The 26,527-nt window shown below is 63.7% G+C and carries 24 protein-coding genes; 5 read left to right on the top strand and 19 right to left on the bottom strand.

The annotated features are described in order from the left end of the window. The first annotated feature begins 42 nt into the window (after window positions 1-42). Entirely contained in the window at window positions 43-1,299 is a 1,257-nt protein-coding gene (locus ACQR1W_RS12435) for a DUF2235 domain-containing protein (protein ID WP_008966722.1), read from the top strand. Between the two features lie 279 nt (window positions 1,300-1,578). On the opposite strand, the gene ACQR1W_RS12430 is transcribed toward ACQR1W_RS12435, so the two are convergent. The 3 genes from ACQR1W_RS12430 to ACQR1W_RS12420 all read right to left on the bottom strand — a co-directional run bounded on the left by ACQR1W_RS12430 (window position 1,579) and on the right by ACQR1W_RS12420 (window position 2,450). Next, window positions 1,579-1,827 (bottom strand): hypothetical protein, encoded by a 249-nt coding sequence (locus ACQR1W_RS12430; RefSeq protein WP_008966723.1) that lies wholly within the window; start codon window positions 1,825-1,827, stop codon window positions 1,579-1,581. A gap of 52 nt (window positions 1,828-1,879) precedes the next feature. Further along, window positions 1,880-2,122 (bottom strand): transcriptional regulator, encoded by a 243-nt coding sequence (locus ACQR1W_RS12425; protein WP_434851016.1) that lies wholly within the window; start codon window positions 2,120-2,122, stop codon window positions 1,880-1,882. A 118-nt stretch (window positions 2,123-2,240) separates the two neighbouring features. Then, window positions 2,241-2,450, bottom strand: coding sequence for a cold-shock protein (locus ACQR1W_RS12420; RefSeq protein ID WP_008966725.1), 210 nt, complete (start codon window positions 2,448-2,450; stop codon window positions 2,241-2,243). 667 nt (window positions 2,451-3,117) lie between these two features. Between ACQR1W_RS12420 and rpsU the strand changes: the two genes are divergently transcribed. After that, the gene (gene rpsU, locus ACQR1W_RS12415; protein ID WP_008966726.1) at window positions 3,118-3,375 is read left to right on the top strand and encodes a 30S ribosomal protein S21; all 258 of its coding nucleotides are present in this window, start codon (window positions 3,118-3,120) and stop codon (window positions 3,373-3,375) included. A gap of 75 nt (window positions 3,376-3,450) precedes the next feature. Here rpsU and ACQR1W_RS12410 read toward each other — a convergent pair whose 3' ends face one another. From ACQR1W_RS12410 to cobS, 13 genes are all read right to left on the bottom strand, one after another. Then, window positions 3,451-3,654, bottom strand: a complete 204-nt coding sequence (locus ACQR1W_RS12410) for a hypothetical protein (protein WP_434851015.1) — start codon at window positions 3,652-3,654, stop codon at window positions 3,451-3,453. 352 nt (window positions 3,655-4,006) lie between these two features. After that, window positions 4,007-5,617 carry an ABC transporter ATP-binding protein gene (locus tag ACQR1W_RS12405; protein WP_434851014.1) on the bottom strand — a complete coding sequence of 537 codons (1,611 nt, stop codon included), beginning with the start codon at window positions 5,615-5,617 and terminating at the stop codon, window positions 4,007-4,009. 3 nt (window positions 5,618-5,620) lie between these two features. Further along, window positions 5,621-6,460: an ABC transporter permease gene (locus ACQR1W_RS12400; RefSeq protein WP_434851013.1), complete on the bottom strand. Its 840-nt coding sequence runs from the start codon at window positions 6,458-6,460 to the stop codon at window positions 5,621-5,623. Continuing rightward, window positions 6,457-7,428 (bottom strand): ABC transporter permease, encoded by a 972-nt coding sequence (locus ACQR1W_RS12395; RefSeq protein ID WP_434851012.1) that lies wholly within the window; start codon window positions 7,426-7,428, stop codon window positions 6,457-6,459. The genes ACQR1W_RS12400 and ACQR1W_RS12395 overlap by 4 nt, the downstream gene beginning before the upstream one ends. An 80-nt stretch (window positions 7,429-7,508) precedes the next feature. After that, complete coding sequence (locus tag ACQR1W_RS12390; RefSeq protein ID WP_434851159.1) at window positions 7,509-9,074, bottom strand: ABC transporter substrate-binding protein; 1,566 nt, start codon at window positions 9,072-9,074, stop codon at window positions 7,509-7,511. A gap of 372 nt (window positions 9,075-9,446) precedes the next feature. Beyond that, window positions 9,447-9,872 carry a hypothetical protein gene (locus ACQR1W_RS12385; protein ID WP_008972380.1) on the bottom strand — a complete coding sequence of 142 codons (426 nt, stop codon included), beginning with the start codon at window positions 9,870-9,872 and terminating at the stop codon, window positions 9,447-9,449. Window positions 9,873-9,934: 62 nt separating this feature from the next. Beyond that, complete coding sequence (locus ACQR1W_RS12380) at window positions 9,935-11,035, bottom strand: LLM class flavin-dependent oxidoreductase (protein WP_434851011.1); 1,101 nt, start codon at window positions 11,033-11,035, stop codon at window positions 9,935-9,937. A gap of 187 nt (window positions 11,036-11,222) precedes the next feature. Next, the gene (locus ACQR1W_RS12375) at window positions 11,223-12,743 is read right to left on the bottom strand and encodes a CHAD domain-containing protein (RefSeq protein ID WP_434851010.1); all 1,521 of its coding nucleotides are present in this window, start codon (window positions 12,741-12,743) and stop codon (window positions 11,223-11,225) included. Between the two features lie 156 nt (window positions 12,744-12,899). After that, window positions 12,900-14,900 carry an RDD family protein gene (locus ACQR1W_RS12370; RefSeq protein ID WP_434851009.1) on the bottom strand — a complete coding sequence of 667 codons (2,001 nt, stop codon included), beginning with the start codon at window positions 14,898-14,900 and terminating at the stop codon, window positions 12,900-12,902. 171 nt (window positions 14,901-15,071) lie between these two features. After that, a complete protein-coding gene (locus ACQR1W_RS12365) occupies window positions 15,072-16,184 on the bottom strand; it encodes an NADH:flavin oxidoreductase/NADH oxidase (RefSeq protein ID WP_434851008.1) in 1,113 nt (370 codons plus the stop codon). Window positions 16,185-16,470: 286 nt separating this feature from the next. Beyond that, entirely contained in the window at window positions 16,471-17,547 is a 1,077-nt protein-coding gene (locus tag ACQR1W_RS12360) for an esterase-like activity of phytase family protein (protein WP_434851007.1), read from the bottom strand. Between the two features lie 68 nt (window positions 17,548-17,615). Beyond that, window positions 17,616-19,517 carry a cobaltochelatase subunit CobT gene (gene cobT / locus ACQR1W_RS12355; RefSeq protein WP_008972374.1) on the bottom strand — a complete coding sequence of 634 codons (1,902 nt, stop codon included), beginning with the start codon at window positions 19,515-19,517 and terminating at the stop codon, window positions 17,616-17,618. 167 nt (window positions 19,518-19,684) lie between these two features. Next, complete coding sequence (cobS, locus tag ACQR1W_RS12350; protein ID WP_035982942.1) at window positions 19,685-20,683, bottom strand: cobaltochelatase subunit CobS; 999 nt, start codon at window positions 20,681-20,683, stop codon at window positions 19,685-19,687. A 286-nt stretch (window positions 20,684-20,969) separates the two neighbouring features. Here cobS and ACQR1W_RS12345 point away from each other — a divergent pair, with 286 nt between their 5' ends. After that, window positions 20,970-21,626: a DedA family protein gene (locus ACQR1W_RS12345; RefSeq protein ID WP_434851006.1), complete on the top strand. Its 657-nt coding sequence runs from the start codon at window positions 20,970-20,972 to the stop codon at window positions 21,624-21,626. 7 nt (window positions 21,627-21,633) lie between these two features. Here the strand turns inward: ACQR1W_RS12345 and ACQR1W_RS12340 are convergent, their stop codons facing one another. After that, the gene (locus ACQR1W_RS12340) at window positions 21,634-22,857 is read right to left on the bottom strand and encodes a citrate/2-methylcitrate synthase (RefSeq protein WP_434851005.1); all 1,224 of its coding nucleotides are present in this window, start codon (window positions 22,855-22,857) and stop codon (window positions 21,634-21,636) included. An 84-nt stretch (window positions 22,858-22,941) separates the two neighbouring features. On the opposite strand from ACQR1W_RS12340, the gene ACQR1W_RS12335 reads away from it, so the two are divergent. Further along, window positions 22,942-24,045, top strand: a complete 1,104-nt coding sequence (locus ACQR1W_RS12335; protein WP_434851004.1) for a citrate synthase/methylcitrate synthase — start codon at window positions 22,942-22,944, stop codon at window positions 24,043-24,045. A 66-nt stretch (window positions 24,046-24,111) separates the two neighbouring features. On the opposite strand, the gene ACQR1W_RS12330 is transcribed toward ACQR1W_RS12335, so the two are convergent. Further along, window positions 24,112-24,750, bottom strand: a complete 639-nt coding sequence (locus ACQR1W_RS12330) for a J domain-containing protein (RefSeq protein ID WP_434851003.1) — start codon at window positions 24,748-24,750, stop codon at window positions 24,112-24,114. 110 nt (window positions 24,751-24,860) lie between these two features. Between ACQR1W_RS12330 and ACQR1W_RS12325 the strand changes: the two genes are divergently transcribed. Next, a complete protein-coding gene (locus ACQR1W_RS12325) occupies window positions 24,861-25,130 on the top strand; it encodes a BolA family protein (protein WP_035982937.1) in 270 nt (89 codons plus the stop codon). A gap of 70 nt (window positions 25,131-25,200) precedes the next feature. On the opposite strand, the gene ACQR1W_RS12320 is transcribed toward ACQR1W_RS12325, so the two are convergent. Beyond that, window positions 25,201-26,505 (bottom strand): HlyC/CorC family transporter, encoded by a 1,305-nt coding sequence (locus tag ACQR1W_RS12320; RefSeq protein ID WP_434851158.1) that lies wholly within the window; start codon window positions 26,503-26,505, stop codon window positions 25,201-25,203. Between the last annotated feature and the right edge of the window lie 22 nt (window positions 26,506-26,527).

Below are 26,527 nucleotides of genomic sequence, written 5' to 3'. Positions count from 1 at the left end.
TCTACACTCGCCAAGGTCGAGCCTGGGAGAGTTGCAATCGCAATGAAGAATATCGTCATCTGCTGCGACGGCACCGGTAACGAGATCAGCGAAAACATCTCCAACGTGCTGAAGCTCTACCGCTGCCTGCGCAAGACCGACAAGACCACGCCGCATCAGGCGGTGTTCTATGATCCCGGCGTCGGCACGCTATCGCAACCAGACACCTGGAACCGCATCAAGGCCAATTTCAACATGGTGCTGGGGCTGGCGACGGGTTACGGGCTCGATGACAACGTGATCGCAGCCTACTCCTTCCTGGTTCACCATTACCAAGACGGCGACCGGATCTTCCTGTTCGGCTTTTCCCGCGGCGCCTACACCGTACGCGTGCTGGCCGGATTAATTCACAAGATCGGGCTGATCTCGCCGGACCAGGTCAATCTCGCAGGATCAGGCCTGATCGCCTACAAGAAATATTCCTCCGACAATCCGAAGGCCGGACGCGGCGTCACGCTGCGCGCCGAGATTGCCGACGAGGACGGTCCGCTTCCGGAAAGCCGCAACGACCAGGCCGCGCAATTTGCCCGCATCCTGTCGACGCGGGCTCCCTCGATCCATTTCATCGGCGTATGGGATACGGTCGCGAGCGTGATCGTGCCGCGTCCGGATCGCCTTTACTGGCCGAGCCTCGAGGAGCTGGCCTTCACGATCCAGAATCCGAGCGTGAGGATCTTCCGGCAGGCGATCGCGATGGACGAGCAGCGCTGCATGTTCCGCCTGAAGAAGTGGGACGAGCCGCAGACCTTCAAGCCGGTGCGCTTCAACGACGTCAATGCGACCCCGCAGGATGCCAAGCAGGTGTGGTTCGCCGGCGTGCATTGCGACGTCGGCGGCGGTTATCCGGAGAAAGAGTCCGCGCTGTCGAAATATCCGCTGTTGTGGATGATCGACGAGGCGATCGAGGCGGGGCTTTGCGTCAACCCGCGCACCGTCAACCAGCTCGCGTGGGGCGTGCAGCGCAAGGGCAGCCCGTTCTCCTATGTCGCGCCTGAGATTCGCGGGCAGCTGCACAATTCGATGACGCCGCCCTGGCGGCTGCTCGAATTCATTCCGAAGAAGGACAAGTACAAGGAATGGCCGGCCCGCAAATCGCATTTCGGCTTCTACATTCCCGATTGCGAGCCGCGCTTCATTCCCGATGGCGCATTCATCCACGAGAGCGCCTTGATGCGGATCGCCGAGATACCGGAGTATCGGCCCGTCAACCTGCCTGCGTCCTATGAGCGCATACCGCTGCCGGTGAAGGGCGACGCGTAGGAGATCATCGGCGCGTCAGCCTCAAGTGTCGTCCCGGCGAACGCCGGGACCCATACGCCGCGGCGGCTGCGAGTTCGCGATGCCGGTGCCATATCGCGCTTCGATAACTAATAGCGGCGCCTATGGGTCCCTGCTTTCGCAGGGACGACAGCGGGGTGTAGGGTGCGGCCAGCGCCTCAATCTCTAATCTCTCGACTGCCCTCACGCCGCGCGGTGCTTACGCCCCGGCACCGCAGCGAGCAGCTCGCACATATGGCCGCGCGCAAGCATCACCATCGGTCACACCATCGTCAGATGGATAATCCCGTCCTCGACCTCACCCCGCGCGAACCGTTCACGCGCCATCTTCTCATAGATCGTGCGGCGTTTGTGCAGGTAGCTCAGCGCCTCATTGCGGGTACGGAATTCGGTCTTGAGCTGGCAGACTAGCCGAACCGATCCGATCGCCAGCGCAAAGGTGACGATCCGCTTCTCGTTCCAAGTGTCCGGCTCGACGACCTGGACACCGCGTGCAGGGTGCTTGACCATCTCGGCTTTCCTCCCACAGCGGCTTTCATCTCAGTTTGTATAAGGCGGAACGCTAACGGACGATCCGCCTCTTGCGTTTCTTTTTCAGTGCGGCCTCAGGATCGGCCTGCGTTTTGGCCTGCTCGGCCTCCTTGGCCAGGCGCAGGGCACGAAGGCGTTCCATGTTCTTGCGGACGTCGACGGCACGCTGATTGAACTCGGCCATCGCCTTGGCGCCCTCTTCGGACGCGATGCGCTGCCGTTCAGCCCGCGCGAGACTTTCGGGAGACGGTTCAGACGCTTTCTTGCGGACCATCTTCCCACCCTATCGGTGACGCGCGAACGATGTGTGACGCGCAACAGCCCGCTCGATCCAACGGATCGAACGGGCGGGCGGCACCATTTCAATACATCAGTGAAATGGCGCAAGCAGCTCAGGCGAGCGACAGATTTTCCGCGCTCACTTTGCCACGCATCTTGTCAGTCTTGAGTTCAAAAGAGACCTTTTGACCCTCCGCGAGACCGGAGAGACCGGCCCGCTCGACGGCGCTGATATGCACGAACACATCCGCTCCGCCGTCCTGGGGCTGAATAAAGCCAAAGCCTTTTTGGCCGTTGAACCACTTCACCGTACCTTGCGGCATTGCTTCTTTCTCCAAAGCATTCTTCGCGTGACCATCACGCGAACTCATTCAACTGAGCGATGTCTTTGGGAAATAGCCTGCGGGGCACATTCAAAAAGGCACAGCGGCTAATCGAACACATCGAAGGTAGAGGTTCTGGAAATAAATACAAGCCAACGGGCAGAATTGTTTTCGTGTGGGAGGGTGGTGTGACCCTCATGAAGGCGCGTGTGCGCGCCCCCGATCCGTCCAGAAATTGCTGGCAATCCCCCGTTGGCATCCCTATCTTTGGGAGACCCGCGGTATCGGCGAGGCCGCCGCCGGCTGAGAGACAATCGTGCTCCCGCCTTCCATCAAGGAGAGCACGGTGGTTCATTTCAATCAGACCAACGTTGAACTGACACGCGTTTCGTCGAGTCGCGTCTGCGACAGCGCGATACTCATGCCGCAGAACGACAACTTCGTCGATGACGGCCCCTGCCCTGTCTGCCGCGGCGATGCCGGAGCTGACCGGCCAAGCGTGGAATATCATGGACGTCAGTTGCGGCGCCGTTGGGTGTGCCTTGCTTGCGGCCATCAATGGACGACCAATCCCCAGGGCTGACGCGCAAACGCCGGCGCGCCGCACGATGCGCGGCTGCAATCGACCGCCTATCAGCGCAGCCCGCCAAACCAAAGGAATGAATTCGTGCAAGTCTTTGTTCGCGACAATGATGTTGATCAGGCTCTACGGATTCTGAAGAGGAAGCTGCAACGCGAAGGCGTGTTCCGCGACATGAAGCGACGGAGGTTCTACGAGAAGCCGTCGGAGCGTGCGGTCAGGGAAAGAGCCGATGCGGTGCGGCGCAAGCGCAAACTGGCCCGCAAACAGGCAATTCGCGAAGGACTGCTGCCCGCTCCGCCGGCAAAGAAGCCCGCGCCGAAGCGACCCCCGCGGATCGGATAGGACCGGCCAGGAACGGACTGCCGCGAGCGGCCGGCGTTCGCGCAGCCAGCTCGGCGTTGCAGCCGGACGCAGCGATCAGCGGCGTTCGCCCTTTTCTTTCCCCGCCTTCGCTGGCTCCGTCCCGGCGTTCGCTTCACGAGCCAGGCGTTCTGCCTTGAGCCGCTCCCGGTTGTCGTAAAAGGCGCGCTGCTTCTCTTCATACTCTGTGCTGGCCGCCGCTCGCGGCTTGAACAGCTTTTCGGCTTCGAGCACAGCCTTGGTTTGGCTTCGCTTTAACATATGGAGTTTCCTTTGTTTGAGTAAGTGGAGGCTGCCTGCAATCCAGCCGCGGGACGCCGCTCGCCGGACCCGCGCAGGCGAGGCCTGCCTGCACACGCCGAAATGAGGCCCTCGGCGAAGGTCATTCGGCGAGGTCATTCGCCCCGCGACGTCATCGCGGTCAGACGGATTGATGGGTAAGACAGATGATCCAGGTTGAAACGCTCGCAATCGACGGCGCTCGCGCCTGTCGGAAAGTCCCGCTCTGATGAGTTGGGCTGACGGATCGCGCGATTTGCCGTTCCTATAGCATACAACGCCCGAACACGCGACTTGTTTCAAGCTGCAGGCTGCGGCGTTTGAACCTAGCGCCTTACGCCGCCTGGTGCTTGCGCCCCGGTACGGCCGCGAGCAGCTCGCGCGTATAGGCGTGCTCCGGATTGGCGAACAGCGCTGCCGTCGGCTTCATCTCGACGATCGCGCCCTTCTGCATTACCGCGATGCGGTCGCAGATCTGGGCGGCAACGCGCAGATCATGCGTGATGAACAGCATCGACAGCCCAAGCCGTGCCTTCAGATCCTCGAGCAGCCGCAACACTTGCGCCTGCACGGAGACGTCGAGCGCGGAGACCGCTTCGTCGGCCACGATGATCTCGGGCTCCAGTGCCAGCGCGCGCGCAATGCCGATGCGCTGGCGCTGGCCGCCGGAAAATTCATGCGGATAGCGCTCGATCGCGCCAGTATCGAGCCCGACCATGCCGAGCAGCTCCTGGGCCCGGCGTAGCGCGGTAACCAGCGGCGTGCCGCGCGCGACCATACCGTCGGCGATGATGCGGCCGACCTTGCGGCGCGGATTGAGGGAAGCAAACGGATCCTGGAAGATCATCTGGATGCGATGGCGCTGCTCGCGCAGCGCGGCGCCTTCGAGCACGGTCAGATCGATATCGCCGATCCGGACCGTACCGCGGTCGGCCTCGATCAGCCGCATTACCAACCGCGCGACCGATGATTTGCCCGAGCCGGATTCACCGACCAACCCGAGCGTCTCACCCTTGTGGATCGTGAAGTTGACCTCGTTGGCCGCCCGTGTCTGTCGCGCTGCACTGAACCAGCCGGTCGGCGTCACATAGGTCTTGTCGAGGCCGATCACCTCGACCGCCTTCGGTGCGGCTTCGAGCGAAGCGCGCGGCGGCGGATCGAACGACGGAACGGCGGCGAGCAGCGCGCGGGTGTAGTCGGCTTGCGGCTGCGCGAACACCGCCTCGGCCGCGCCCTCCTCCACCACCCTGCCATGGCGCAGCACCACGACCTGATCGGCGATATCGGCGACGACGCCGAAATCATGAGTGATGAACATCACCGCCATGCTGTGGCTCTGCTGCAGGTTCCTGATCAGCTTCAGGATCTGCGCCTGGGTGGTGACGTCGAGCGCCGTGGTCGGCTCGTCCGCGACCAGCACGGCGGGCTCGAGCGCGAGCGCCATCGCGATCATCGCACGCTGGCGCTGGCCGCCGGAGAGCTGATGCGGATAGGCGCGGATAATGCGTTCCGGATCGGGCAAGCCGACCTCGCGCACCAACGCCAGCGCCTTGGCGCGACGCTCGCCTGGCTTCAGCAAGCCATGCGCTTCGAACACCTCCGCGAGCTGGTCGCCAATCCGCATCAACGGATTGAGCGCGGTCATCGGCTCCTGGAACACCATGGCGATGCGGCGGCCGCGCAGATCGCGCCAGCCATCTTCGTCCACTTTGAGCAGATCGCGGCCCTCGAACAGGATCTCGCCGCTGTCGACCCGCACGGTGTCAGGCAACAGGCCCATCAGCGCATGCGCGCACATCGATTTGCCCGAGCCGGATTCGCCGACCACGCAGACGATCTTGCCGGCCTCGAGGTTGAACGAGACGCCATCGACGGCATGCACACGCTCGGCGCCCTTCGGCAGCGCGATCCGCAGATTTTTGATCGCAACGACGGGATCGGCCATCATTCATCGTCCTTCGCGCGACAGGCGCGGGTTGAGCGCATCGTTCAGCCCTTCGCCGATCAGGTTGAGGCCGAGTACCGAAAGCAGAATCGCGAGCCCCGGAAACACGGTGATCCACCAGGCCTGACGGATCACGGTGCGGCCGGCGCCGACCATGTAGCCCCAGGAGATCAGGTTGGGATCGCCGAGGCCGAGAAAGGACAGCGAGGATTCCAGCAGGATCGCGGTCGCGACCATCAGCGAGGCCAGCACGATCACCGGCGACAGCGCATTCGGCAGGATCTCGCGCCAGATGATCCAGCTGCTGCTCTGGCCGGTGACAATGGCGGCTTGGACATATTCGCGGGTGCGCAAGGAGAGCACCTCGCCGCGCACCAGGCGGGCGACCGGCGGCCAGCTGACGATACCGATCGCGGCGACGATCGAATAGATCGAGGGCTGCAGGATCGCGACCAGCACGATCGCAAGCGCAAAGCTCGGGATGGTCTGGAAGAACTCGGTGAAGCGCATCAAGGCGTCGTCGATCCGACCACCGAAATAGCCGGCGACGGCGCCGAGCGGCACGCCGACGATCAGCGCAACCAGCGTGGAGACCAGCCCGACCAGGAGCGAGACCCGCGCGCCGAAGATGAGGCCGGCAAGCACGTCGCGGCCCAGCGCGTCGGTGCCGAGCGGAACCGTCGAGACCGTGAACGGCGCCAGGAACGGACGCTGCACCATGCGCCACGGAGAGTTGGGGAAGTAGAAGGGGCCAATGATTGCGACCAGGATCGCAAGCGCCAATATCACCAGCCCGATCATTCCGCTCGGGCTGCGCAGCATGGTTTTCCAGAACTGCCTCATGCCGAGAACTCGATACGCGGATCGACCAGGCGATAGACGAGGTCGGTGACGAGATTGAAGATCAGCACCATTGCCGAGCTGACCACGAACACCCCGAGCAGCAGGTTGTAGTCGCGCTGGATCAGCGCGTCGTACATCAGCCGGCCGATGCCCGGCCAGGCGAACACGGTCTCGGTCAGCACGGCGCCGCCCACCAATGTGCCGGCGTGCACGCCGGCCAGCGTCACCACGGGGAGCAGCGCGTTGCGCAGGACGTGGCGGCGCAGGATCACGGAATCGCGCAGGCCCTTGGCGCGCGCGGTCTTGACGAAATCGAGCCGCTTGACCTCCAGCATCGAGGCACGGGTCATGCGGGTGTAAGTTGCCATGAAGAACAGGCCGAGCGTGGCGGCGGGCATGACCAGGTGGGCGCCGACATCGAGCGCGTGACGGAAGCCGGTATAGTTGGCACCGACAGTCTCGTAGCCGAAGCTCGGCAGCCAATCGACCCAGACCGAGAAGAGGAGGATCGCGATCAGCGCGATCCAGAACAATGGCGTGGCATAGAAGATCAGCGCCAGCACCGTGATCGCAGTGTCCATGACAGTGCCGGCGAAGCGCGCAGCGAGCGCGCCCAACAGGATGCCGAGCGCAAGCGAGATGACGAAGGCGCTGAGCGTCAACAGCAATGTCGCCGGCAGGCGCTCGGCGATCAGCTTCGACACCGGCGCCTGCTGACGGAAGGAGAAGCCGAGATCGAAGCTGGCGATGCCCTTGACGTAGATGAGAAGCTGCTCCGGCAATGGCCGGTCAAGCCCGAACTTCTGCCGCAACTGCTCGACGAAGACCTTGTCGGAGGCGCCCGCTTCGCCCGCCATCACGACCGCGGGATCGCCGGGCGCGAGGCGGATGAGGAAGAAGTTCAACACGACGATCGCGAGCAGGACGATGACGCCCTTCACGATTCTTTGCGCGATGAAGGAGAGCATTGAAGGCCCGTGATGATCAGCTCGAATTGCCGGTGACAAGACGGCGCGCGGAGCTCAAGCCCGCGCGCCACATCGCCGCGTTACTTATCGAGCCAAGCGTCGCGGAAACCGTCATTGACGCCGATGCCGGTGGTGATCAGATCCTTCACCTTGCACTTGGTGATGGTCGGGAACTGCAGCTCGAGCAGCCAGGCGACCGGCACATCCTCGACCAGGATCTTCTGCACCTTGTCGTAGATCTCCTTGCGCTTGGCGTCGGGCGTCGCCACCGCGCCGTCGGCGAACAACTGGTCCACTTCCGGGTTGGAGTAGCCCTCGACATTGTTGAACAGCTGGCCCTTGGCGATCGCGCTGGTCAGATAGTTGCGGGACACGCCGAGCGCAGGATCGCCGTATTGATAGAGATAGGTGAAGGCGATGTCGTAGTCCCAGTCCATGATCTTCTGGTTGCCGCCGGGCACGTCGGTGGCGATGGTCTCGATGTTCATACCGACGTCCTGCAGGTTCTGCTTGACCGCCTCGCCCCAGCGCTGCCAGGTCTCGCCATAGGCCAGCGGCAGCATCCGGATCTTCTCGCCCTTGTAGCCTGCTTCTTTCAGCAGCGCCTTGGCCTTGGCCGGGTCGTAATCGTATTTCGGAACATCATCAGTGTAGAACTTGATCGTGGAGGCCGACGGGCCGGTCGCGACCTTGCCGAGCCCGTTCCAGATCACGTCCTTGGCGAAGTTGCGGTCGATCGCATACATGATCGCCTGCCGCACCTTCTTGTTGGCGAGGATCGGATTGCGGTGGTTCAGCCACAGCCAGGCCAGCGGGCTGAAGAATTCCCAGCCCGCGCCGGTCACGCAGGCGCCGGGCAGCTTGGAGACGCGGGGCACATCGAAATTCTCGATCGAGCCGCCCGGCAGCACGTCGACCTTGCCGGTCTCGAATGCAACCGCGCGTGCCGCCGCGTCAGGAATGATCTGCCAGTAGATCGCGTCGAGATAGGGCTTGCCCTTTTCGTGGTAGTTCGGGTTCTTCACGAGCTCAATGAATGAGCCCTTCTGCCATTCCTTGAACATGAAGGGGCCGGTGCCGACCGGCGCATTGTTATACGGATTGGTGTTCCAGTCCGTGCCCTCGTAGAGATGCTTCGGCACCATCGGCATCGAGCCGACCTCGAAAATGCCGATGAACGGGCCAAACGGCTGCTTCAGCGTGAACACGACGGTGAGATCATCGGGTGCCTCGACCTTCTCGACAACAGTCAGATTGTTGCGGGCGCGTGCGTGCGTCTTCTTCAGCATCTCGATCGAGAACAGAACGTCCGCCGAGGTAAAGGGCTTGCCGTCATGCCAGGTGACGCCAGGCTTCAGTTTGAACGTGTAGACCTTGGCGTCGGGGCTGATGGTCCAGCTTTCCGCGAGACCGGGCAGCGGCTCGAGCTTGGGGCTGTAGCGGAGCAGGCCTTCGAAGATGTTGCCCGAGACCATCTGGGTCGGACCATTCTGAACCATCGCCAGCATCAGGCCGGGCGGCTCCGGCTGGATCACCGCGTTGATCACCCCGCCAACCTTCGGCTCCTCGGCCCGGCCGTCCACAGGCCAGGCCGCCGCGGCCAGACCGCAGCCGAGAAGAACGCCCAACAACACCCGCTTCAACATCATGCAACCTTCCGAAAACGTCCCAGTCGGCCGCCATGCATTCCGTGCGCCAATGCGCCGAAGTGAAGCCGCCTCCCGCTGTGACAATTGCTCGCGCGGCGCGCCGGCCGTTGGAGCGCCGGCGGGCTTTGCGTGTTGATGGAGTTCGAATCGGCACAGAGCAATGCGTTGGAAGCATCGCGCTGCCAGCATCCATGCGCGGTTCGCGCAGGCTCCTCTCCGGTCAAGCTCTCGGAGGCAGGCTCACACGGCCTGAACAAGCGCGGCAAGATGAAAGTCGCGACAGCGAACGCTCAAAAATTGAACAACGTCAATTACATCTCATCGACACGTTGAACGCGCATCGCCGATAATGACGTTACCTTGACGCGATCACTGCCGCACCCGCGCGATCGTGCCGGCCACGATCTGCATGGCGACGCCGGTCAGCCAGCCCAGCATGATCAACCAAGTCCAGGCAATGTGGGGATCCTCACGCAGGATGATGATGCCGACCGAGACGAAGGCGGTCAGCGTCGCGAGAAAGGTGCCGACCGCACTGAGGAACTCCGGCGCATCGATCCTTTTCGCCGCCGGCGTGCCTTCCTCGTGCGGATGGAATGGCCGCGGCGGCGTATCGATACCGAGATAGAAGCCGACGGCGCCGGACAGCATCATCAGCAGCAAAAACCCCTGGTTCGTCAGCCAAGGAACGCTGGAGCCGACATGGGCCCCGACGAACACGCCGCAGGCTGCGCCGGCCAAAGAGAGACCGGAGCGTTCCAGCACATGCGCGAATTTACGGACACGAAACCGCATCGATCCACCTGCGCCAAATTGACCGGCGCCCCCGGGGCGCCGGTCCAGCCGAATTATTAATCTTAGGCGGCCTTGTTCAGGTCCGCATTGAGATGGCGCAAACCCGGCATGACCTCGTGTTTCAGCAACTCCAGCGAATGGCGCCAGGCCTCCGGCTTGTGCTTGTAGTCGAACCCGAACACCAGGAGGGTCCCGAAGCCGCCGACCTCGTGCCAGATCTGTTCGATCTTCTCGGTGGCGGTCGCCGGCGAGCCGATGACCCAGTTGCGGCGGGCGCAATAGTCCACGGTGACATCGGTATCCGGCACCTCGGGCGCGTGCTTCAGATAGTCCTTGAAGCCGAAATGCCCGAGCAGCGGCAGGAAGTACTCGCTCATCATCCGGCCCATCATGTCGCCGGTCGACAGCCGCCAGGCTTCCTCATCGGTGTCGGCGACGAAGACCTCACGCACCAGCCGCCAGTCGCGACGATTTGGCTTGCGTCCGGTCTTGGCCGCGCCGGCCTCGACCGAATCCCAATGCGACGACACGTAGGCCGGGTTGAGATTGAGGCTCATCGGAATGAAGCCGCGTTCGCCGGCAAGCTTCAGGGTGTCGGAGTTCTTCGACAGCCCGGCGACCCCGATCGGCGGATGCGGCGCCTGCACCGGCTTGATGTGCGGCTTGAGGAAGTCGAACATCACTTCAGGCTTGGTAACCGTCCAATACTTGCCCTTATGCGTGAACGGCGCCGGCTCGGTCCAGAGCTTGAGGATGATCTCGAGCGCCTCGCGCGTCATCTCGCGGTTCTGACCGCTCATGCCGTCAACGTTGAACATCGCCCAGTCGCTCGGAAGTCCGGATGCGGCGACGCCGAAATTGAGCCGCCCATCGGAGAGATGATCGAGCATCGCGACACGGTTGGCGAGCTCGGCGGGATGATGATAGGGCAACAGGAAGCCGCCGGGCCCGAGCCGGATATTCTTGGTCTCGCGGAAGGCCTGCGCCAGAATCAGATCGGGCGCGGGATGCGGTTCCCAGGGTGCGGTGTGGTGCTCGCCGATCCAGGCTTCCTGATAGCCGAGCTCGTCGAGCCAGCGCAGCACCGTGAGGTCCCACTCCTGGCCCTCCTTCAATCCGCACTCCGGCGGATGCGAGGGCATGGTGAAATATCCGATTTCCATTGGCGCTTTCCTCTCGCTTTGTTGCGGCGCATCTTCGCGGATGCGCTCATCGTCACGCGAGACGAAACACGACCATGCGAGCCGGCATCGCCGCACGTGGCCTGCGAAGTCTAGCACGTCGCAGCACGCCGACAATCATCGGCTGTGTCGCGGGCGGAATGATGAAACTCGAAGCTACGGTACATATCTACGCGACGCGCTTCAGCCGCTTCCCGGCGACAAGAGCCTCGTCCAATACGGCTGGTATTCGGGCAGCTTCGCAGCCGACCAGATAGCCGAGTGCGATCGCCTTTTCGCTGGCCGCATTTACGCCGGCGACATCATGCAACCAGCCGGCATGGACGCGCATGTCATTGAGGTCGCCAAGCGCGCTCTGCATCCTCTTCAGCGCGGCATTGAACCGCCGCGCGCGCCGGCCACCGCCGACGACATCGCGAAGCTCGGCAAAGAACTCGCGCGCATAACGCAGCTTCTTGACTGCGATGCGAAGCTTGTGGCGCTGCACGGCATCCAGTCGTTCCAGCCTGCCGATCCGCTTGACGATCTCGCGGGTGCGGCGCTTCAGCTCGCGCGCGGCAACGTCTGCAATCGGTCGCTGCCGCAACGCTTGGCGGAGTGGATCGGAAGCGTTCCGCCAGTCGCCGTCGAGCAGCCACGCCGTCACGTCGAGAAGCAGATGGCGGAATCGTTCGCTTTCCACCGCGGCGCGGGCGCGCGCGAAGCCTTTCCGCCGGTCGTTGGCCACATCCTCCTCCAACAGTGCGAATTCCGGCTGATCTTGATGAGCTGACCGAAACGGCGTCACGGTCTTGGTAAGGAACACATCGCGATCGCGCGCCGGCCCAAGCTGCTCGGTCAGCCATTTGAGCTCGCCCTTGATCCGGCGCACCTCCGCGCCGCGCACCATGTCCTTGAACAGCGACAGCGCTGCGCGCAGCCGGCGCAGGCCGATCCGCATCTGGTGGACACCTTCGGGATCTTCCCGCCGCACGGACGCTTCATTGGCGCCGACCTGACGCAGGCATTCGAGGCCAATTTGGGCGAAGGCAGCGGCGGTGCTGGCTTCAGCCAGCGGAATGTGACCGGCCTTGACCGGTGCATCGGCATCGCCGTCCAATAGCGCATAGCCGCGCTCCGCCTTGGTCCGGGGCGCATAGGTGAGCTCGATCTCGCGGGCCAGTTCCCGCAGCAGCGTTACGGCGTCGCGCCGATTGCCGCGCTTCAATTCGATCTCGATCTCGGCGATCGGGGCGCATTGATCGTTTGGGGTGCGGACTTCGCCGGTATCGAATGCCAATTCGAATTCGCTCTCGCCGATCCGAACCGGCATCGTCACACGATCGACGTTCGTTTCGAAAATCGGCTGCAATCGCTTGCAAAGCTTGCCGGTCAGCATCCGCCCAAGAGCAGTATCCTCGGCGAGATCGAGGCGCGGCTTGTCGCCTTCGATCTCTTGCTCCCATTCGTTGCGCCCCAGCGCCGTACCTGCGGCCGATTTGATGGTCTGCAAATGGCGGGACCCGGTGTTGCGGACACGAAGGCTCACGCCGTGATCACGCAGCGCACATTTCGGCGTGTCAAAATAGATCGATTGCAATTTGGCTTGCGTCGCCGCTCCGGCAGCGATCTCCTTCAGCCATGATAGTGATGCGGCGTTGCGGATCGCGGCAGCGGGGGCGGCAAGTTTCAGTTCGATTTCGGTGCCCATGGGTTCCCCGTCATCGGAGTGTCACACCTGCTCCGATAAGGGAATGGCCCGCAACTCGTTCCGTTTCTGGAGCCGAGTTGATGAGAGTTCGCGCGGGGACGCTCCGCAGACATCGCCGACATGGTCGATGGAAGCATGGCAGAGTCCTGCCGTCGGCTACTTCTGGCCTGTGATCGAGGACGGAACGCGATTGGCCGGCTTGGACGACTGTAGCCGCTGCACGAGATCCCTCGGCAGAGTGACGACGGCGGCTTGCGGCGAGGCGGGCGCAGCGACCGGCTCATTGCCCTGGGTAGCTGCTCCATTGGAGGAACTAATAGGCGCGTCACTCATCAATTTGGCCGGAGCGCGCGTTTGCGCGGGCACGATTCGCGTCACCACATGCTCCCGGAGCAGTTCGCTGCCTTCAGGGAACCACATCGAACTCGGCTCCGCCTTGTTGGCACGTTCGGCAAATGCCCGGCTCAAGCCCAATTTTTGCAGCCGTTCTTCCTCGGCTGCGACGCTCCGACTGCGCTCGGCAGCGGTGATGCCGCGATAGGTCGGCTGATGAAAACCAAGCTTTGCGCTCGACAGGATGGCGCGATCCTTGCCGCCCAGGAAGACGATGGTACAAGCGGACAAGCATTGCTTCTCGACCAGGGTGGACAATCCGTGCGCCTTGATGAGGTCGGACATTTTTTGTGCCTCGCGAATACGGCCGCCGACGGAATCGAGCCGCACCGTTTTCAGCTCCGGCATTGCGCTCAGGAAATCTTCCAGCTCCTTCGCAACACCGAACTTGATGCCGCCGGAGAACTCCAGCATCTCGCCATAAGCGAGAACCTTGAACTGATGCGGACCGAGCGAACGGTCGCCCGCGACGATCTCGGCGACACCCGCGATCTGCGGCAAGCCTTGCATGAAGAACTGCAAAAGCGTGCTGGCAGCCCCCAGCGCCACCATGACCTTGGCGACTAGACCCCATCGGCCCTTGCCGGCAGCGCGATAGCGCGTGGCCGACCGCCAGATGCCGACGAGCTGCCAAAGCGTGAGCAACGCCACGCAAAGCCAGATCGCGCTCATCCATAGCAAGGCCGGGACGGGCTCCGCATCGAACTGTTCATGCACGATCAGGCCCGCGATGACCGCGATCGTCGCACCGGCGATCACGCCGACCAGTCCACCGTTGACCCAATAGGACAACGGCAGCGACAGCTCTCCACGCCAGTGGCGCGCGATGTAGCTGCGCTTCCCCTGATCCGCCGGGGGTGGAAGCGGAGGCGGACTCGCGGCGGAAATAGGCGTCCCCTCTGGCGGAGCCGTCTGGCCGGCGTCGCCGAACAGCACAGCAGGACCAGCCTCGGCGAAACGATCCATAGCCGGCGCCGTGGAAAAGGAGGCCGATTCGAGTTGGATCGTCGACCGCTCCGCGCGGATCACGCTGGTCCCCGCGAAGCGATCGTACCAGGTATCGCTTCGGACATAGACCTGCCGCCACGCTGCCAAGCCTACGATCAGGGCCGGACCATAGGAGGCGAGCGTTATCGCAATGAGAACGTTCTCTGGAAGCGCGGTCACAGGAAAGAACGACAGGATCACGGGCCAGATGATCAGCGGGCCCAGGATCGCAAGCAGAAACAAATAACGCCGTCTCACCTCACTGGCGGACGGCACAGATCCGTCATCGGCCCGCACCAGACGCGTGCGGCAAATCCTGCGACCGGGCGTGCCCTGTCGATCGTCGAGCGCAAAGCGCCAAACCAGCAGCAGCGGCAGCAGCAGAATGCCCAGCGACAGGCCCACGATGGGGACGCCATCCGCATCGAGCATACTGTCGATGTGAATCTCCTTCGTGATCGCTCCATCTCTGGTCACGCGCTGCACGCGCAACGTGCGGGCCGACAGCAGACCGAGCACGCTATTCTGGCAATCGATGATCACGTTGGCATTGAAATCGGCCGGGATCGCCACGCCGGCGGGGAGCGAATCGAGCTTGCTGCAATTGATTGCGTAGATGCCGTCGGCAAATTGAATGCGGCCATGGGTCAGCGGAAACAGGACCAGCGCGCAGAGCTGGAGAATGACTGCAATGATCATGACGTCGATCAGCAGCGCGGCCAGCCGGCGCCAGACGCCGGCGCGCTTGAAGTTGCTGCTGAGACTTGGGTCCGTCACAAAACCGCTCGGCAAACATCGCTGGCAATGCCCGCCGCGGGGCCGGCAGACCACCTGTATGCTGCCCGGAATTGATTGCCGTTACAAGGTGTCACAACCGGATCGCGCGCGGAAGGTTAAAGGCTTTTCCCGCGCGCGTCGCTCTCTTGCCGGCTTTGCGACGGTCGCGTATTAGCGCGCACCAAATGTCGTCTTGCCGAACAACTCCTTCTGCGTCGACGGCTGCGAACGCCAATATTGTGGCGGCGCGCTGACCTGACCGCCGAGTTCGGCGCCCGCGTGCCAGCCCCAGCGCGGGTCGTAGAGCATGCCGCGCGCGAGCGCGACCATGTCCGCCTTGCCCGAGGCCACGATCTCCTCCGCCTGCCTGGCTTCCGTGATCAGGCCGACCGTGATGGTGGGAAGGCCGGTTGCATGCTTCACGGCCTGAGCAAACGGCACCTGGTAGCCGGGGCCAAGCGCGATCTTTTGCAGCGGTGAGACGCCGCCGGACGACATGTCGATCCAGTCGGCGCCGCGGCGCTTGAGCTCTTGGGCGAAGGCGATGGTCTGCTCGAGGTCCCAGCCGCCGCCGACCCAATCCGTCGCGGAGACCCGCACGCCGACCGGCTTGTCGGCCGGGAACGCCGCACGGACTGCCTCGAACACCTCGAGCGGATAGCGCATGCGGTTCTCGATGCTGCCGCCATATTGATCGGTGCGGTGGTTCGAGAGCGGCGACAGGAATTGATGCAGCAGATAGCCGTGCGCGCCGTGCAGCTCGAGCGCATCGATGCCGAGCCTGTGGGCGCGCCGGGCCGCATCGACGAAGGCATCGCGAATGCGCGTGAGCCCCGCTGCATCAAGCGCCGCCGGCGGGGCTTCACCCTCCTTGTGTGAGATGGCCGATGGAGCAACCGTCTGCCAGCCGCCTTGCGCGAGCGGGATCTGCTGGCCGCCCTCCCAGGGGCGATAGCTCGACCCCTTGCGGCCGGCATGCGCGAGCTGCATCGCCACGGCGGTCTTTGAATGTTTGCGGACCGAGACGAGGATCGGCTTCAGCGCGGACTCGGTCGCATCGTCCCACAGGCCGAGGCAGCCCGGCGTGATGCGTCCGATCGGCTCGACATGCGTCGCCTCGATGCAGAACATCGCCGCGCCTGACAGCGCCAGCATGTTGATGTGAGTGAAATGCCAGTCGTTGGCCGCGCCGTTGTCGGCGGAATATTGACACATCGGCGAGACCATGATGCGGTTGGCAAGTTCGAGACCGCGCAGCTTGATCGGAGAAAACAGGGCGCTCATGCGGGAGGGTTTCCGGGCTGGACGAGGGACAGTGCTAAGTAGCGTGCGGTTCGATCTTCCTCAACTGCACGACCATCTCTGGACGCGAGTAGCTTCGATCACTTCGAGGTTAGAAGGGCGCACCCTGCCACCAAGGACGCCGCTGTCGTCCCCGCGAACGCAGGGACCTATAACCACAGGATTGAGTTGTCCCGCTCTGGACGTGCCAGGTGCCTGTTTCCAACATCACGCGGTATGGGTCCCGGGTCGCGCTCACTTCGTTCGCTTGCCCGGGACGACATGGGCGTCATTCCACCAGCGTGAATTGCAGCAGCAGCGTGCGCTGGATGATCGAGAAATTGTCATCGGAAATCATGGTCAGCACCGTGTCGCCCTCCGGCGTGACGTGCGCATCGATGCCTTCCATATTGTCGATCTCCTGGCCGAGATCCACCGCGAAGATGGTGGGGCCGTCGACCAGCGCGCCCGGCGCAATGTCGGCGAGCCGCAGGCGGCGGATACGGATGCCGACGCCTGAGAACAGCGAGAATTTGCGCTCCAGCACCAAGAGATCGCCTGATGGCAGCAACACGGCGTCACTGACGTCGAAGTCCTCGGTGCGCCGGACGCTGAACTGCCCGGGCGTCGGACCACCAACCAGGAACGAGATCAGATTGCCGTTCGCGTCCAGCCCGCGCTCCGAGATCGCGATCAGGGTGCCGGCAAGTGGCAGATCTTTCGGCACGAAGACGAGCGCCTCGAGACCCTTATTGTTCGGCAGCCGTTTCGCCGCCGGAGGCAGCGGCACGATCTCGCTGCGCGCGCGGGTAAAGCCCTTCGAAAAGTCGTAGCGCAGCACCTGGTTGACGCGTTCGAGCCCGATATAGACCTGATCGCCGTCCATCGCGATGGATTCGGAATCGTACCAGCCGCGATCGAGGATCGGCCGCCCGTCGGGGCCAAGTAGCGGCGCGGCCTCGACCTCGGCGAGACCCACCATCTGTCGGCCCGAATACACGATGCGGCCGGTGAACCAGCTGCCCTGGTCGCTGATGGCGATGAAGCGCTCGCCTTTGGTATCAAGCCGGATGCCTGACAATCCGCCGAAGCCGGGGAATGACGACGTCAGCACCAGCCCACTGCGGTACTCCAGCGAACCGAAGCGCAGCCGCGAGCGGTCGCGCAGGTCGAAGGTCGGCAGCGGCCGTGCTCTCACCTCGATCGCGACCGGGCTGCTGACCGAATGCGCGTCGTGGACGGTTCGATTGGCCGCCGGGGTAAATGCCGCCTGAGCCTGTGCCAGCCGAGGGTGTGCGAGCGTGGCAAGTCCCGCGAGCGCCAGCTCCAGGAAACGTCTCCGATCGGAGACCGTGTATCGCGACATCGCTGCCAGGGCCCCCTTCCCCGACCCTCGCCGTCACGGCGAGGGAGCGCTGCCCAGCTTGATCACGCTCACGAATGCAGCCGGCGCTTCGGCACGTGTGCGGGCTGCGGCGCCGCGTGCGTCTCGGTGAAGAGTTCGGCCAACTTCTCGGTGATCGCCCCGCCCAGCTCCTCGGCATCCACGATGGTGACCGCGCGACGGTAATAGCGCGTGACGTCATGGCCGATGCCGATCGCGATCAGTTCGACCGGCGAGCGCGTCTCGATCTCCTCGATGATGTGCCGCAGATGACGCTCCAGATAGTTGCCGGGATTGACCGACAGCGTGGAGTCGTCGACCGGCGCGCCGTCGGAGATCATCATCAGGATCTTGCGCTGCTCGGCACGTCCGAGCAGGCGCTTATGCGCCCAGTCGAGCGCCTCGCCGTCGATGTTCTCCTTCAACAGGCCCTCGCGCATCATCAGGCCGAGGTTCTTGCGCGCCCGGCGCCACGGTGCATCAGCGGCCTTGTAGATGATATGGCGGAGGTCGTTGAGCCGGCCGGGATTGGCGGGCTTGCCGGCCGCAAGCCAAGCCTCGCGCGACTGCCCGCCCTTCCAGGCCCGCGTCGTGAAGCCGAGAATCTCGACCTTGACGCCGCAGCGCTCCAACGTGCGCGCCAGGATGTCGGCGCAGGTCGCGGCCACCGTGATCGGGCGTCCGCGCATCGAGCCGGAATTGTCGAGCAGCAGGGTCACGACGGTATCGCGGAAGGTGGCCTCCTTCTCGCGCATGAAGGACAGCGGCTGATAGGGATCGATGACCACGCGCGACAGCCGCGCCGGATCGAGGATTCCCTCCTCGAGATCGAACTCCCAGGCACGGTTTTGTTGCGCCATCAGCCGGCGCTGCAGTCGGTTGGCGAGCCGTGCCACAATGCCCTGCAGATGCGCGAGCTGCTTGTCGAGATAGGAGCGCAGCCGCTCCAGCTCATCGTGATCGCAGAGATCTTCTGCTGCGATGACCTCGTCGAACTTCGGCGCGAAAGCATGATATTCCGGACCGCGCGGCTCATTGGCGCCGCCACGGTTCGGCCGCGTCGCTTCGCCCGGCGTCTCGTCATCGCCAAGCTCGCCCTCGTCAAGGGTGTCGCTGGCCGAGGCCTGCGCCGCCTCCATCGCACTTTCCGACATCTCGTCCGACGTCGTCTGCGCCTGGTCGGCGCTCATCTCCTGCGCGGCATCGGAATCGGGCGAGCCTTCCGCGCCGGATTGCTCGTTGTCACCGTCGCGATTGTCGTCGTCGTTCTCGTCCTCTTCGGAATCGGCACTGCGCTCGTCACCGAGTTCGAGTGCCGACAAGAGGTCATGAACCATGTCGCCGAATTTGGCCTGGTCCTCGGTGAAGCGGCCCAACTGGTCGAGGCGGTTCCCGATCTTGTCCTCGAGAATTGGACGCCAGAGATCGACCAGCTTGCGCGCGGCAGTCGGCGGGGCCATTCCGGTCAGCCGCTCGCGGACCAGCATGGCCAGAGCATCCGACAACGGCGCGTCGGCGCGATCGGTGATCTCATCGTATTTGCCGCGATGGAAGTGATCGTCGAGCATCGCGGTGAGGTTCTTCGCGACGCCGGACATGCGCCGCGCACCGATCGCCTCGACGCGCGCCTGCTCGACCGCCTCGAACACGCCGCGCGCCTGCGGATTGGCGGGGATCAGCTTGCGGTGGATCTTTGGATCATGACAGGCGAGCTTCAATGCGATGGAATCGGCGTGGCCACGCACGATCGCCGCATCGCGCTTGGTCATCTTGCGCGCGGGCTCCGGCAGCCGCGCCTTGCCGGGCGCCAGGCCCGGCCGCTCGGCCGCGAAGGAGACTTCAAGCTCCGGCGCCTTGGCGATCGCGCGCAGGCAGGCCGTGACCGAGCGTTTGAACGGCTCAGTCGGCGCTTCCTTGGCTCCGTTGCGGAATTTGCTGTTGGATGTGGTCATCGCTGCTCAGTTTGTCGTCCCCGCCTTGTGCGCGATTGCGCGCTGGAGCGGGTACCCATAACCACCGGCGGCTAATATGGTTGGAGCAACTAGCCGCCTCGCTTGATCGAAACATTCCGCGGTATGGGTCCCGGGTCGGGCTTCGCTTGCCCGGGACGACACCGACGTTAGCTCAACGCCACATTGACTGCGGACTCCGGCAGCTCCGCGTTGAAGCAGCGCTGGTAGAACTCCGCGACCAGCGGGCGCTCCAGCTCGTCGCATTTGTTCAGGAAGGTGACGCGGAAGGCAAAGCCGATATCGCCGAAGATCTCGGAATTCTCCGCCCAGGTGATCACGGTCCGCGGGCTCATCACCGTCGACAGATCGCCATTGGCAAAAGCGTTGCGCGTGAGATCGGCGAGCCGGACCATCTTGTTGACGATGTCGCGGCCCTGCTGGTTCTGATAGTGGCGCGCCTTGGCCAGCACGATTTCCACTTCCTCGTCATGGGCCAGGTAGTTGAGCGTGGTGACGATCGACCAACGGTCCATCTGGCCCTGGTTGATCTGCTGGGTGCCGTGATAGAGGCCCGAGGTATCGCCCAGACCGATGGTGTTGGCGGTCGCGAACAGGCGAAACGCGGGATGCGGCTTGATGACCTTGTTCTGATCGAGCAGCGTCAGCCGGCCCGAGACCTCGAGCACGCGCTGGATCACGAACATCACGTCCGGACGGCCGGCGTCATATTCATCGAACACCAGCGCCACGTTGTGCTGCAGCGCCCATGGCAGAATGCCGTCGCGGAATTCGGTGACCTGCTTGCCGTCCTTGACGACGATCGCGTCTTTGCCAACCAGATCGATGCGGCTGATATGGCTATCCAGGTTGACGCGCACGCAGGGCCAGTTCAAGCGGGCCGCGACCTGCTCGATATGGGTCGACTTGCCGGTGCCGTGATAGCCGGTGACCATGACGCGGCGGTTCTTGGCGAAACCGGCGAGGATCGCCAGCGTGGTGGCGCGATCGAAACGGTAGTCGGTGTCGACCTCCGGAACATGCGGGTCGGTTTGGGAAAAGGCCGGCACCTCAAGGTCGCTGTCGATCCCGAACACCTGACGAACCGACACTTTCATGTCGGGCAAACCGGTGATCTCCTGCGCATTGGTCGTAGCGGCGGTCGTCATTCGTCCTCCGAGGTCCCGGGCGTTTTCCGAAACCAGATTTTGTCTGTGGCTGCGGTTTGTGGCTTCGCAACAGCCTAGCAGAGAGCGCTGGCGGGCAGAAGCCTAAGGGTTAATCAAAGTTCCGTTGGGATATCATCGAGATAGGCGCGAGACGCGATTTTTGAAAGGCTGCTCTGCGAATCATTGCCACCTTTTTCCCCTGCCCATCCCTGCTGCGATGCGGCGTGGCACTTTCCCCGGAGGTTCCTAGTTATGAGGCATCGTTATCAGCCCAGCCAGGATTTGCGTGGCCCACCTGCTTGATCCCCTCATCGCCTTCGTCTCCGAACATTCGGGACTGGCCTATCTCACCATCTTCCTGGCTGCCCTGCTGGAAGCCATCCCAATCGCGGGCTCGGTCGTCCCGGGCACGACCATCATCCTCGCGTTGAGTGCGCTGATCGCCGGCGGCGAACTCAAGCTGGAATGGGTGCTGGCCGCAGCGATCATGGGCGCTGTGCTGGGCGACGGCTCAGCCTTCTGGGTCGGCCACCGCAGCCAGCGGGAAATCCTGACCGCTTGGCCGTTCTCGAATTACCCCCGCCTGGTGGCCCAGAGCGAAGCTTTCTTCCATCGTTTCGGGACGCTGGCGATCTTCTTTGCCCGGTTCGTGGCCCCGATCCGCGCCGTGGTGCCGATCACGGCCGGAGCGCTCGACATCCCGCCGGTCCGCTTCTATGCCGTGAACGTCCCGGCCATTGTGCTCTGGGCCTGTGCGCATGTGCTGCCGGGCGTGTTCGCCGTGCAGCTCCTGCATCGCTATGCCGGCATCCCGCATCACAGCCACATCGCCAAGCCGATCTGGATCCTGGCCGTGGTGATCGGCACGATCCTGGTCTGGCTGGTGCTTCGGTTGCTGCGGAAGCGCCGCGAAGGACAATTCGTAGCGCAGGCGAGCGAGTAGTGGTGCCTCAGAGCGAATCGAGGATGGCACCGCGCCCGGGCGACGGACCGACATAGCGGGCGCGGGGACGGATCAGCCGGCCGTGCTGCAGCTGCTCGCAGGCGTGGGCAATCCAGCCGACCGAACGGGCCATCGCGAACAGGGCCAATTCGCTGCCCGCAGGCAGCCGCAGGCTGTGCACCAGCACGGCCAGAGCGTAGTCGATATTGACAAATTCACCGGTCGCCTCCGCGATCCGCTCCGGCACTTCGCGGGTGAATTTGCGCGGCGCTCCGGCACGATTGAGGGCATCAAGCAAGGAGATCGCGCGGGGATCGCCGCGCTTGTAAATGCCGTGGCCGAAGCCAGCAAACCGCTCCCCGAGCGCCACCCTCTCCCGGATCAGTGGCGCGACGTCCCGATCGATCAGCGCCTTGACCAGCTGCGACGCAAGAACGCCGGCGCCGCCATGCTTGGGGCCTTTCAAGGCCGCCAGGCCAGCAATGGTCGCGTCATAGAGGTTCAACCCGGTCGATGCCGCGCAGCGCACGGTGAAGGTGGAAGCGTTGAGCTCGTGATCGGCGAGCAGCACCAGCGCGCGGCGGATCAGGTCGGGCGCATGCTTGTGCTCGACGGCCCAGGCGTTCGCGACCTGCAGGTGCAAGGGCTGAGCTGAAGCTGCCGTGTTGAGCATGGTGGCGACGAGAAGCCGAACGATGCGTGCGCCCACCAGCGCCCGTCCCCCGGCTGCGCGGTTGAATGCGCCGGGATCGGCGCTGGCGGCCAGCGCCAAAACCGCGATAGCCCGATCCAGCGGCGCGGCACGCCGTGCAGCGTCGGCGATGACGGTCATCGCTTCAGAGACGACCGGACAATTGTCCGAAGCAAACGGATCGATCGCGGTCACGTCCCACAACAACGTCGCTGCGTGCTCGAGCGTGTCCTTCTCGGCCAGTTCGACGCAATTGACCCCGCGATAAATCGGGCCGGCTTCGGTGATGGTCGAGACGGCCGAGTCCAGCACGGGTAGATCGGCATCGAAGCTGCGGAAACCTCTCGGCTCCGGCGCAGGCGCCCGACGCTCCTTCAGGGCGCGGACGTCCTCGGCCCGATAGCGATGGCTGCGCGAATCCGGCGACGGCTCGGAGCGAATGAAGCCGCGGCTGACATACGCGTAGAGGGTCGCGGGCGAGATCGCCAGTTCGGCAGCCGCCTCTCGCGCCGAGAGATAAAGACCCGATGAATTTTTCATATTGATTTGTATAATCAAGATTGATCAATGCGTCCAGCTGATCAACCTTCCGAAAGCGACATCCCATCGGAAGGAGATCCCGTCATGAATATCCAGCTCGGCAGAACCCCAATTGGCCTGGACGGCATTCCAGCGGCCGAGACCGCGCTGAGCCACGTCGACGGCGAGCACGGAGAGCTCATCATCGCCGGTGAACGCGTGGCCGACCTGGCGGCCGCGGCGAGCTTCGAGGCGGTGACAGCGCGGCTGTGGAGCGCGGCAAGCGGCCAGCCGGTGGACGAGGTCGAGGTCCGTCAACAGCTCGGCGTCGCCCGCGAACGCGCCTTTGCGCGGATCCCCGAATTGCTGGCGGCCTCACCTGGCATGAGCATCATCGACGGCTTCCGCGCCGCGGTCGCGGCGCTGCGGGCCGAGGACGGGCTGGCGCATGAGGCCACAATTGTCGGCGCTTGTGCCGTGATCGCCGGGGCCTTGGTTCAGCGTGCGAACGGGGCTCCGCCGATCGCACCGGATCCCACGGCAAGTCATGCTGCCGATACGCTGCGCATGTTACGGGTCGGCGCGCCCGAGCGGCGCGAGGTCGCTGCGCTCGATACTTATCTGGTGACGGTTTGCGACCACGGCATGAACGCCTCGACCTTTGCCGCGCGTGTGGTGGCCTCGACCCAGGCCGACCTGTTCGCCGCCGTCACCGCCGGTTATTGCGCGCTGACCGGGCCGCTGCATGGCGGCGCGCCGGAGCCCGTGCTCGAAATGCTCACCGCGATCGGCACGCGCGAGCGCATCAAGCCCTGGGTGGATGACGCATTGGCGCGTGGCGCGCGGCTGATGGGATTTGGCCATCGCATCTACCGCGTGCGCGATCCGCGCGCTGACGTGTTGAAGGCGGCGATCGAACGGCTCGCCGACGCAGGCACGGCTCTTCCCTTCGCGAGCGCGGTTGAGGCCTATTGCCGCGAGGCGCTGCGGCGAAAAAATCCCGACCGCGTGCTGGATACCAATGTCGAGTTCTTCACGGCGATCCTGCTGGATGCGCTGAAGATTCCGCGTCAAGCCTTCACGCCGATTTTCGCTGTCGCCCGCAGCGCCGGCTGGACCGCGCATGCGCGCGAGCAGCAACGCACCGGCCGACTGATCCGGCCAAGCTCGGCCTATATCGGACCAACACCTGATGCGCCCAAGGCGTGAATTAACGTCGCATCCTGCACCGCGTGCGGCCGCGTTGCGGCCCACGCAAGGCGTATCAAGCGCGGATCAGGTCCGCACTACCGTCTTCAAATAATTGTAAGCCTTGATGATCTCGATCAGGCGATCCTCGGTCGAACGGTCGCCGCCATTGGCATCGGGATGGTGCTGCTTCACCAGCGCCTTGTACTTGCCCTTGACCTCTTCGAGCGTAGCATCGGGGCCCAGCCCCATCACCTGCAGCGCCTTGCGTTCGGCGTTGAAGACCTTGCGGGTCTCAGGCTTCGGTGCGGCTTGCGGCCCCGGGCGCCAGCTGGCGCGGCCATTGATCTCGGAGAACACGCTGAACGGATCGGCGGCGCCCTCGAGATCGCCATCGACATTGCCGCGCTTGCCCGCGGTGTTGGCGCCCATCTTCCAGGTGGGACGGTGGCCAGTCAGCGCATCCTTCTGATAGCGCGCCACCGCCTCCGCATTCATGCCTGAGAAGAAATTATAGGACTGGTTGTATTCGCGCACGTGATCGAGACAGAAGTGCCAATATTCGCGCGCATTCTCTCGCCCCTTGGGCGCGCGATGCGTGCCCTTGTTATGGCAGTCAGGCCACTGGCAAGGCGTGGCCTCCTCGCGCACCTGAGGCTGCCGCGAAGCCGCCTTCTTGGGCTTGATGCGGATGGAGTCGAAGAATTTGGATGAATCGATCGGCATGACGGACTTTGACTACGCAACGCGAAAAGCTTCAAGTCTTGACATTGCGAATACCTCAGAGGGGGCCGGCGGATTGACGAAAAATAATTTGATGCGTATTGCCGGACACCATGAGCATGAGAGACGCTATCACAAAGAAGTTGCGCGAAGCTTTCTCGCCGGAAAGCCTCGAGGTGCAGGACGAATCTTATCTGCATGAAGGCCACGCCGGCCACGCGCCGGGCGGGGAGACGCATTTCCGAGTCTATATCGTGTCGCAGGCCTTTGCCGGCAAGAGCAGGATCGAGCGTCACCGCCTGATCAATGCGGCATTGGCTTCGGAACTCGCAGGCTCAGTGCACGCGCTCGCGCTGCACGCCAAGGCCCCCGGCGAAGCCTGATTATCGCATAGAATTTCGTTCGCGTACATATGCATCACATCCAGCGCATCTGGCTCAGCTGACGCACAGATCAAAACGCCGTGCCGGCGCGCCTGGGCCTTGCGTCTTCCACCTCGCCACGCGGCACCGGCACGATCCGGAGCGCGGTGATACGGTTGCGCTCCCGCCGCAGCACACGGAAGCGAAAGCCGTGAAAGGTAAAACTCTGGCCGCGCTCCGGGATTGAACGGGCCTCGTGAATGACAAGACCCGCGACCGTGGTGGCCTCTTCGTCGGGCAGATCCCAATCCATCGCGCGGTTGAGATCGCGGATCGGAACCGAGCCGTCGACCACTACCGAGCCGTCGGGCTGAACCCGAACGCCGGCAACCTGGACATCCTGCTCGTCGGAAATATCACCAACGATTTCCTCCAGAATGTCTTCCAACGTGACGATGCCTTCAACTTCGCCATATTCGTCCACGACGAGGGCGAAGTGAGTTTTGCGGCGACGGAACGCCTTGAGCTGCTCGGAGACGGAGCGCATTTCCGGAACGAACCAGGGCGGCAGCGCCAGCGATGCGACGTCGGTCCGCGACATGTCACCTTCGGAGGCGCGGATCGCGCGCAACAGGTCCTTCGCATGCAGCACGCCGATGATGTTCTCCGGCGTGCCGCGCCAGAGCGGGATACGGGTATATTCCGAGGCCAGCACCTCGCGCACCAGTTCCTCCGGCGGTAGATCGGCGTTGACCATCACCATTTCGGTGCGGTGAACCATGACCTCGGAGACTTGGAGTTCACGAAGATCCAAGAGCCCGCCGAACATATCGCGGTCCTGCTTCTCGACCTTGCCCTCGTGATGCAACAGATCGACCGCACCGCGCAAACGTTCGGTCGGCGATAGGATCGGCTGGTTGGCGCCGACCTTGAAGCCGATCAGCCGCATCAACACGCGCACAACCGCTTCGATCACCGCGAGCAGCGGCCCAAGCACGAACACGGTGGTCCGCATCGGCCGCGCCACCGCGAGCGACACCCGATCCGGCGCGTTGATCGCGATCGTCTTCGGCAGCACCTCGGCAAAGATCACCACCAGCGCGGTCATGACGCCGGTGGCGTAGAGCACGCCGACTTCGCCGAACCAGGACGTGAACAGCCCGGTGGCCAGCGCCGACGCGCCGATATTGGCGATGTTGTTGCCGAGCAGCAGCGCGCCGATCAGGCGCTCGCGCATCTCGAACAGGCTCGAGACCACATCGGCATCGCGATTGCCCTGCTTCGACAGCCGCAGCATGCTGGCGCGGGAGGCGCCGGTGAGCGCCGTCTCACTCAGCGCAAAGAATGCTGATGTCGCGAGCAGGATGATGACGATCGAAAGCGTGATCCAGTCCATGATGCCGATGTCGCTTTGCATA

Source organism: Bradyrhizobium sp. HKCCYLS1011, from assembly GCF_051167795.1.
Classification (GTDB): Bacteria; Pseudomonadota; Alphaproteobacteria; order Rhizobiales; family Xanthobacteraceae; genus Bradyrhizobium.
The sequence above is the reverse complement of the archived record's forward strand: the minus strand, read 5'-3'. Positions and strand labels throughout refer to the sequence as shown.

Coding starts and splice junctions, on each gene's coding strand:
- ACQR1W_RS12375 (WP_434851010.1), bottom strand. CDS start 12,743: ATGGGCACCGAAATCGAACTGAAACTTGCCGCCCCCGCTGCCGCGATC.
- ACQR1W_RS12420 (WP_008966725.1), bottom strand. CDS start 2,450: ATGCCGCAAGGTACGGTGAAGTGGTTCAACGGCCAAAAAGGCTTTGGC.
- ACQR1W_RS12340 (WP_434851005.1), bottom strand. CDS start 22,857: ATGAAAAATTCATCGGGTCTTTATCTCTCGGCGCGAGAGGCGGCTGCC.
- ACQR1W_RS12425 (WP_434851016.1), bottom strand. CDS start 2,122: ATGGTCCGCAAGAAAGCGTCTGAACCGTCTCCCGAAAGTCTCGCGCGG.
- ACQR1W_RS12385 (WP_008972380.1), bottom strand. CDS start 9,872: ATGCGGTTTCGTGTCCGTAAATTCGCGCATGTGCTGGAACGCTCCGGT.
- ACQR1W_RS12320 (WP_434851158.1), bottom strand. CDS start 26,505: ATGGACTGGATCACGCTTTCGATCGTCATCATCCTGCTCGCGACATCA.
- ACQR1W_RS12330 (WP_434851003.1), bottom strand. CDS start 24,750: ATGCCGATCGATTCATCCAAATTCTTCGACTCCATCCGCATCAAGCCC.
- ACQR1W_RS12335 (WP_434851004.1), top strand. CDS start 22,942: ATGAATATCCAGCTCGGCAGAACCCCAATTGGCCTGGACGGCATTCCA.
- ACQR1W_RS12365 (WP_434851008.1), bottom strand. CDS start 16,184: ATGAGCGCCCTGTTTTCTCCGATCAAGCTGCGCGGTCTCGAACTTGCC.
- ACQR1W_RS12430 (WP_008966723.1), bottom strand. CDS start 1,827: ATGGTCAAGCACCCTGCACGCGGTGTCCAGGTCGTCGAGCCGGACACT.
- ACQR1W_RS12395 (WP_434851012.1), bottom strand. CDS start 7,428: ATGCTCTCCTTCATCGCGCAAAGAATCGTGAAGGGCGTCATCGTCCTG.
- ACQR1W_RS12435 (WP_008966722.1), top strand. CDS start 43: ATGAAGAATATCGTCATCTGCTGCGACGGCACCGGTAACGAGATCAGC.
- ACQR1W_RS12360 (WP_434851007.1), bottom strand. CDS start 17,547: ATGTCGCGATACACGGTCTCCGATCGGAGACGTTTCCTGGAGCTGGCG.
- cobS (WP_035982942.1), bottom strand. CDS start 20,683: ATGACGACCGCCGCTACGACCAATGCGCAGGAGATCACCGGTTTGCCC.
- ACQR1W_RS12325 (WP_035982937.1), top strand. CDS start 24,861: ATGAGCATGAGAGACGCTATCACAAAGAAGTTGCGCGAAGCTTTCTCG.
- ACQR1W_RS12410 (WP_434851015.1), bottom strand. CDS start 3,654: ATGTTAAAGCGAAGCCAAACCAAGGCTGTGCTCGAAGCCGAAAAGCTG.
- cobT (WP_008972374.1), bottom strand. CDS start 19,517: ATGACCACATCCAACAGCAAATTCCGCAACGGAGCCAAGGAAGCGCCG.
- ACQR1W_RS12400 (WP_434851013.1), bottom strand. CDS start 6,460: ATGAGGCAGTTCTGGAAAACCATGCTGCGCAGCCCGAGCGGAATGATC.
- ACQR1W_RS12390 (WP_434851159.1), bottom strand. CDS start 9,074: ATGTTGAAGCGGGTGTTGTTGGGCGTTCTTCTCGGCTGCGGTCTGGCC.
- ACQR1W_RS12405 (WP_434851014.1), bottom strand. CDS start 5,617: ATGGCCGATCCCGTCGTTGCGATCAAAAATCTGCGGATCGCGCTGCCG.
- ACQR1W_RS12380 (WP_434851011.1), bottom strand. CDS start 11,035: ATGGAAATCGGATATTTCACCATGCCCTCGCATCCGCCGGAGTGCGGA.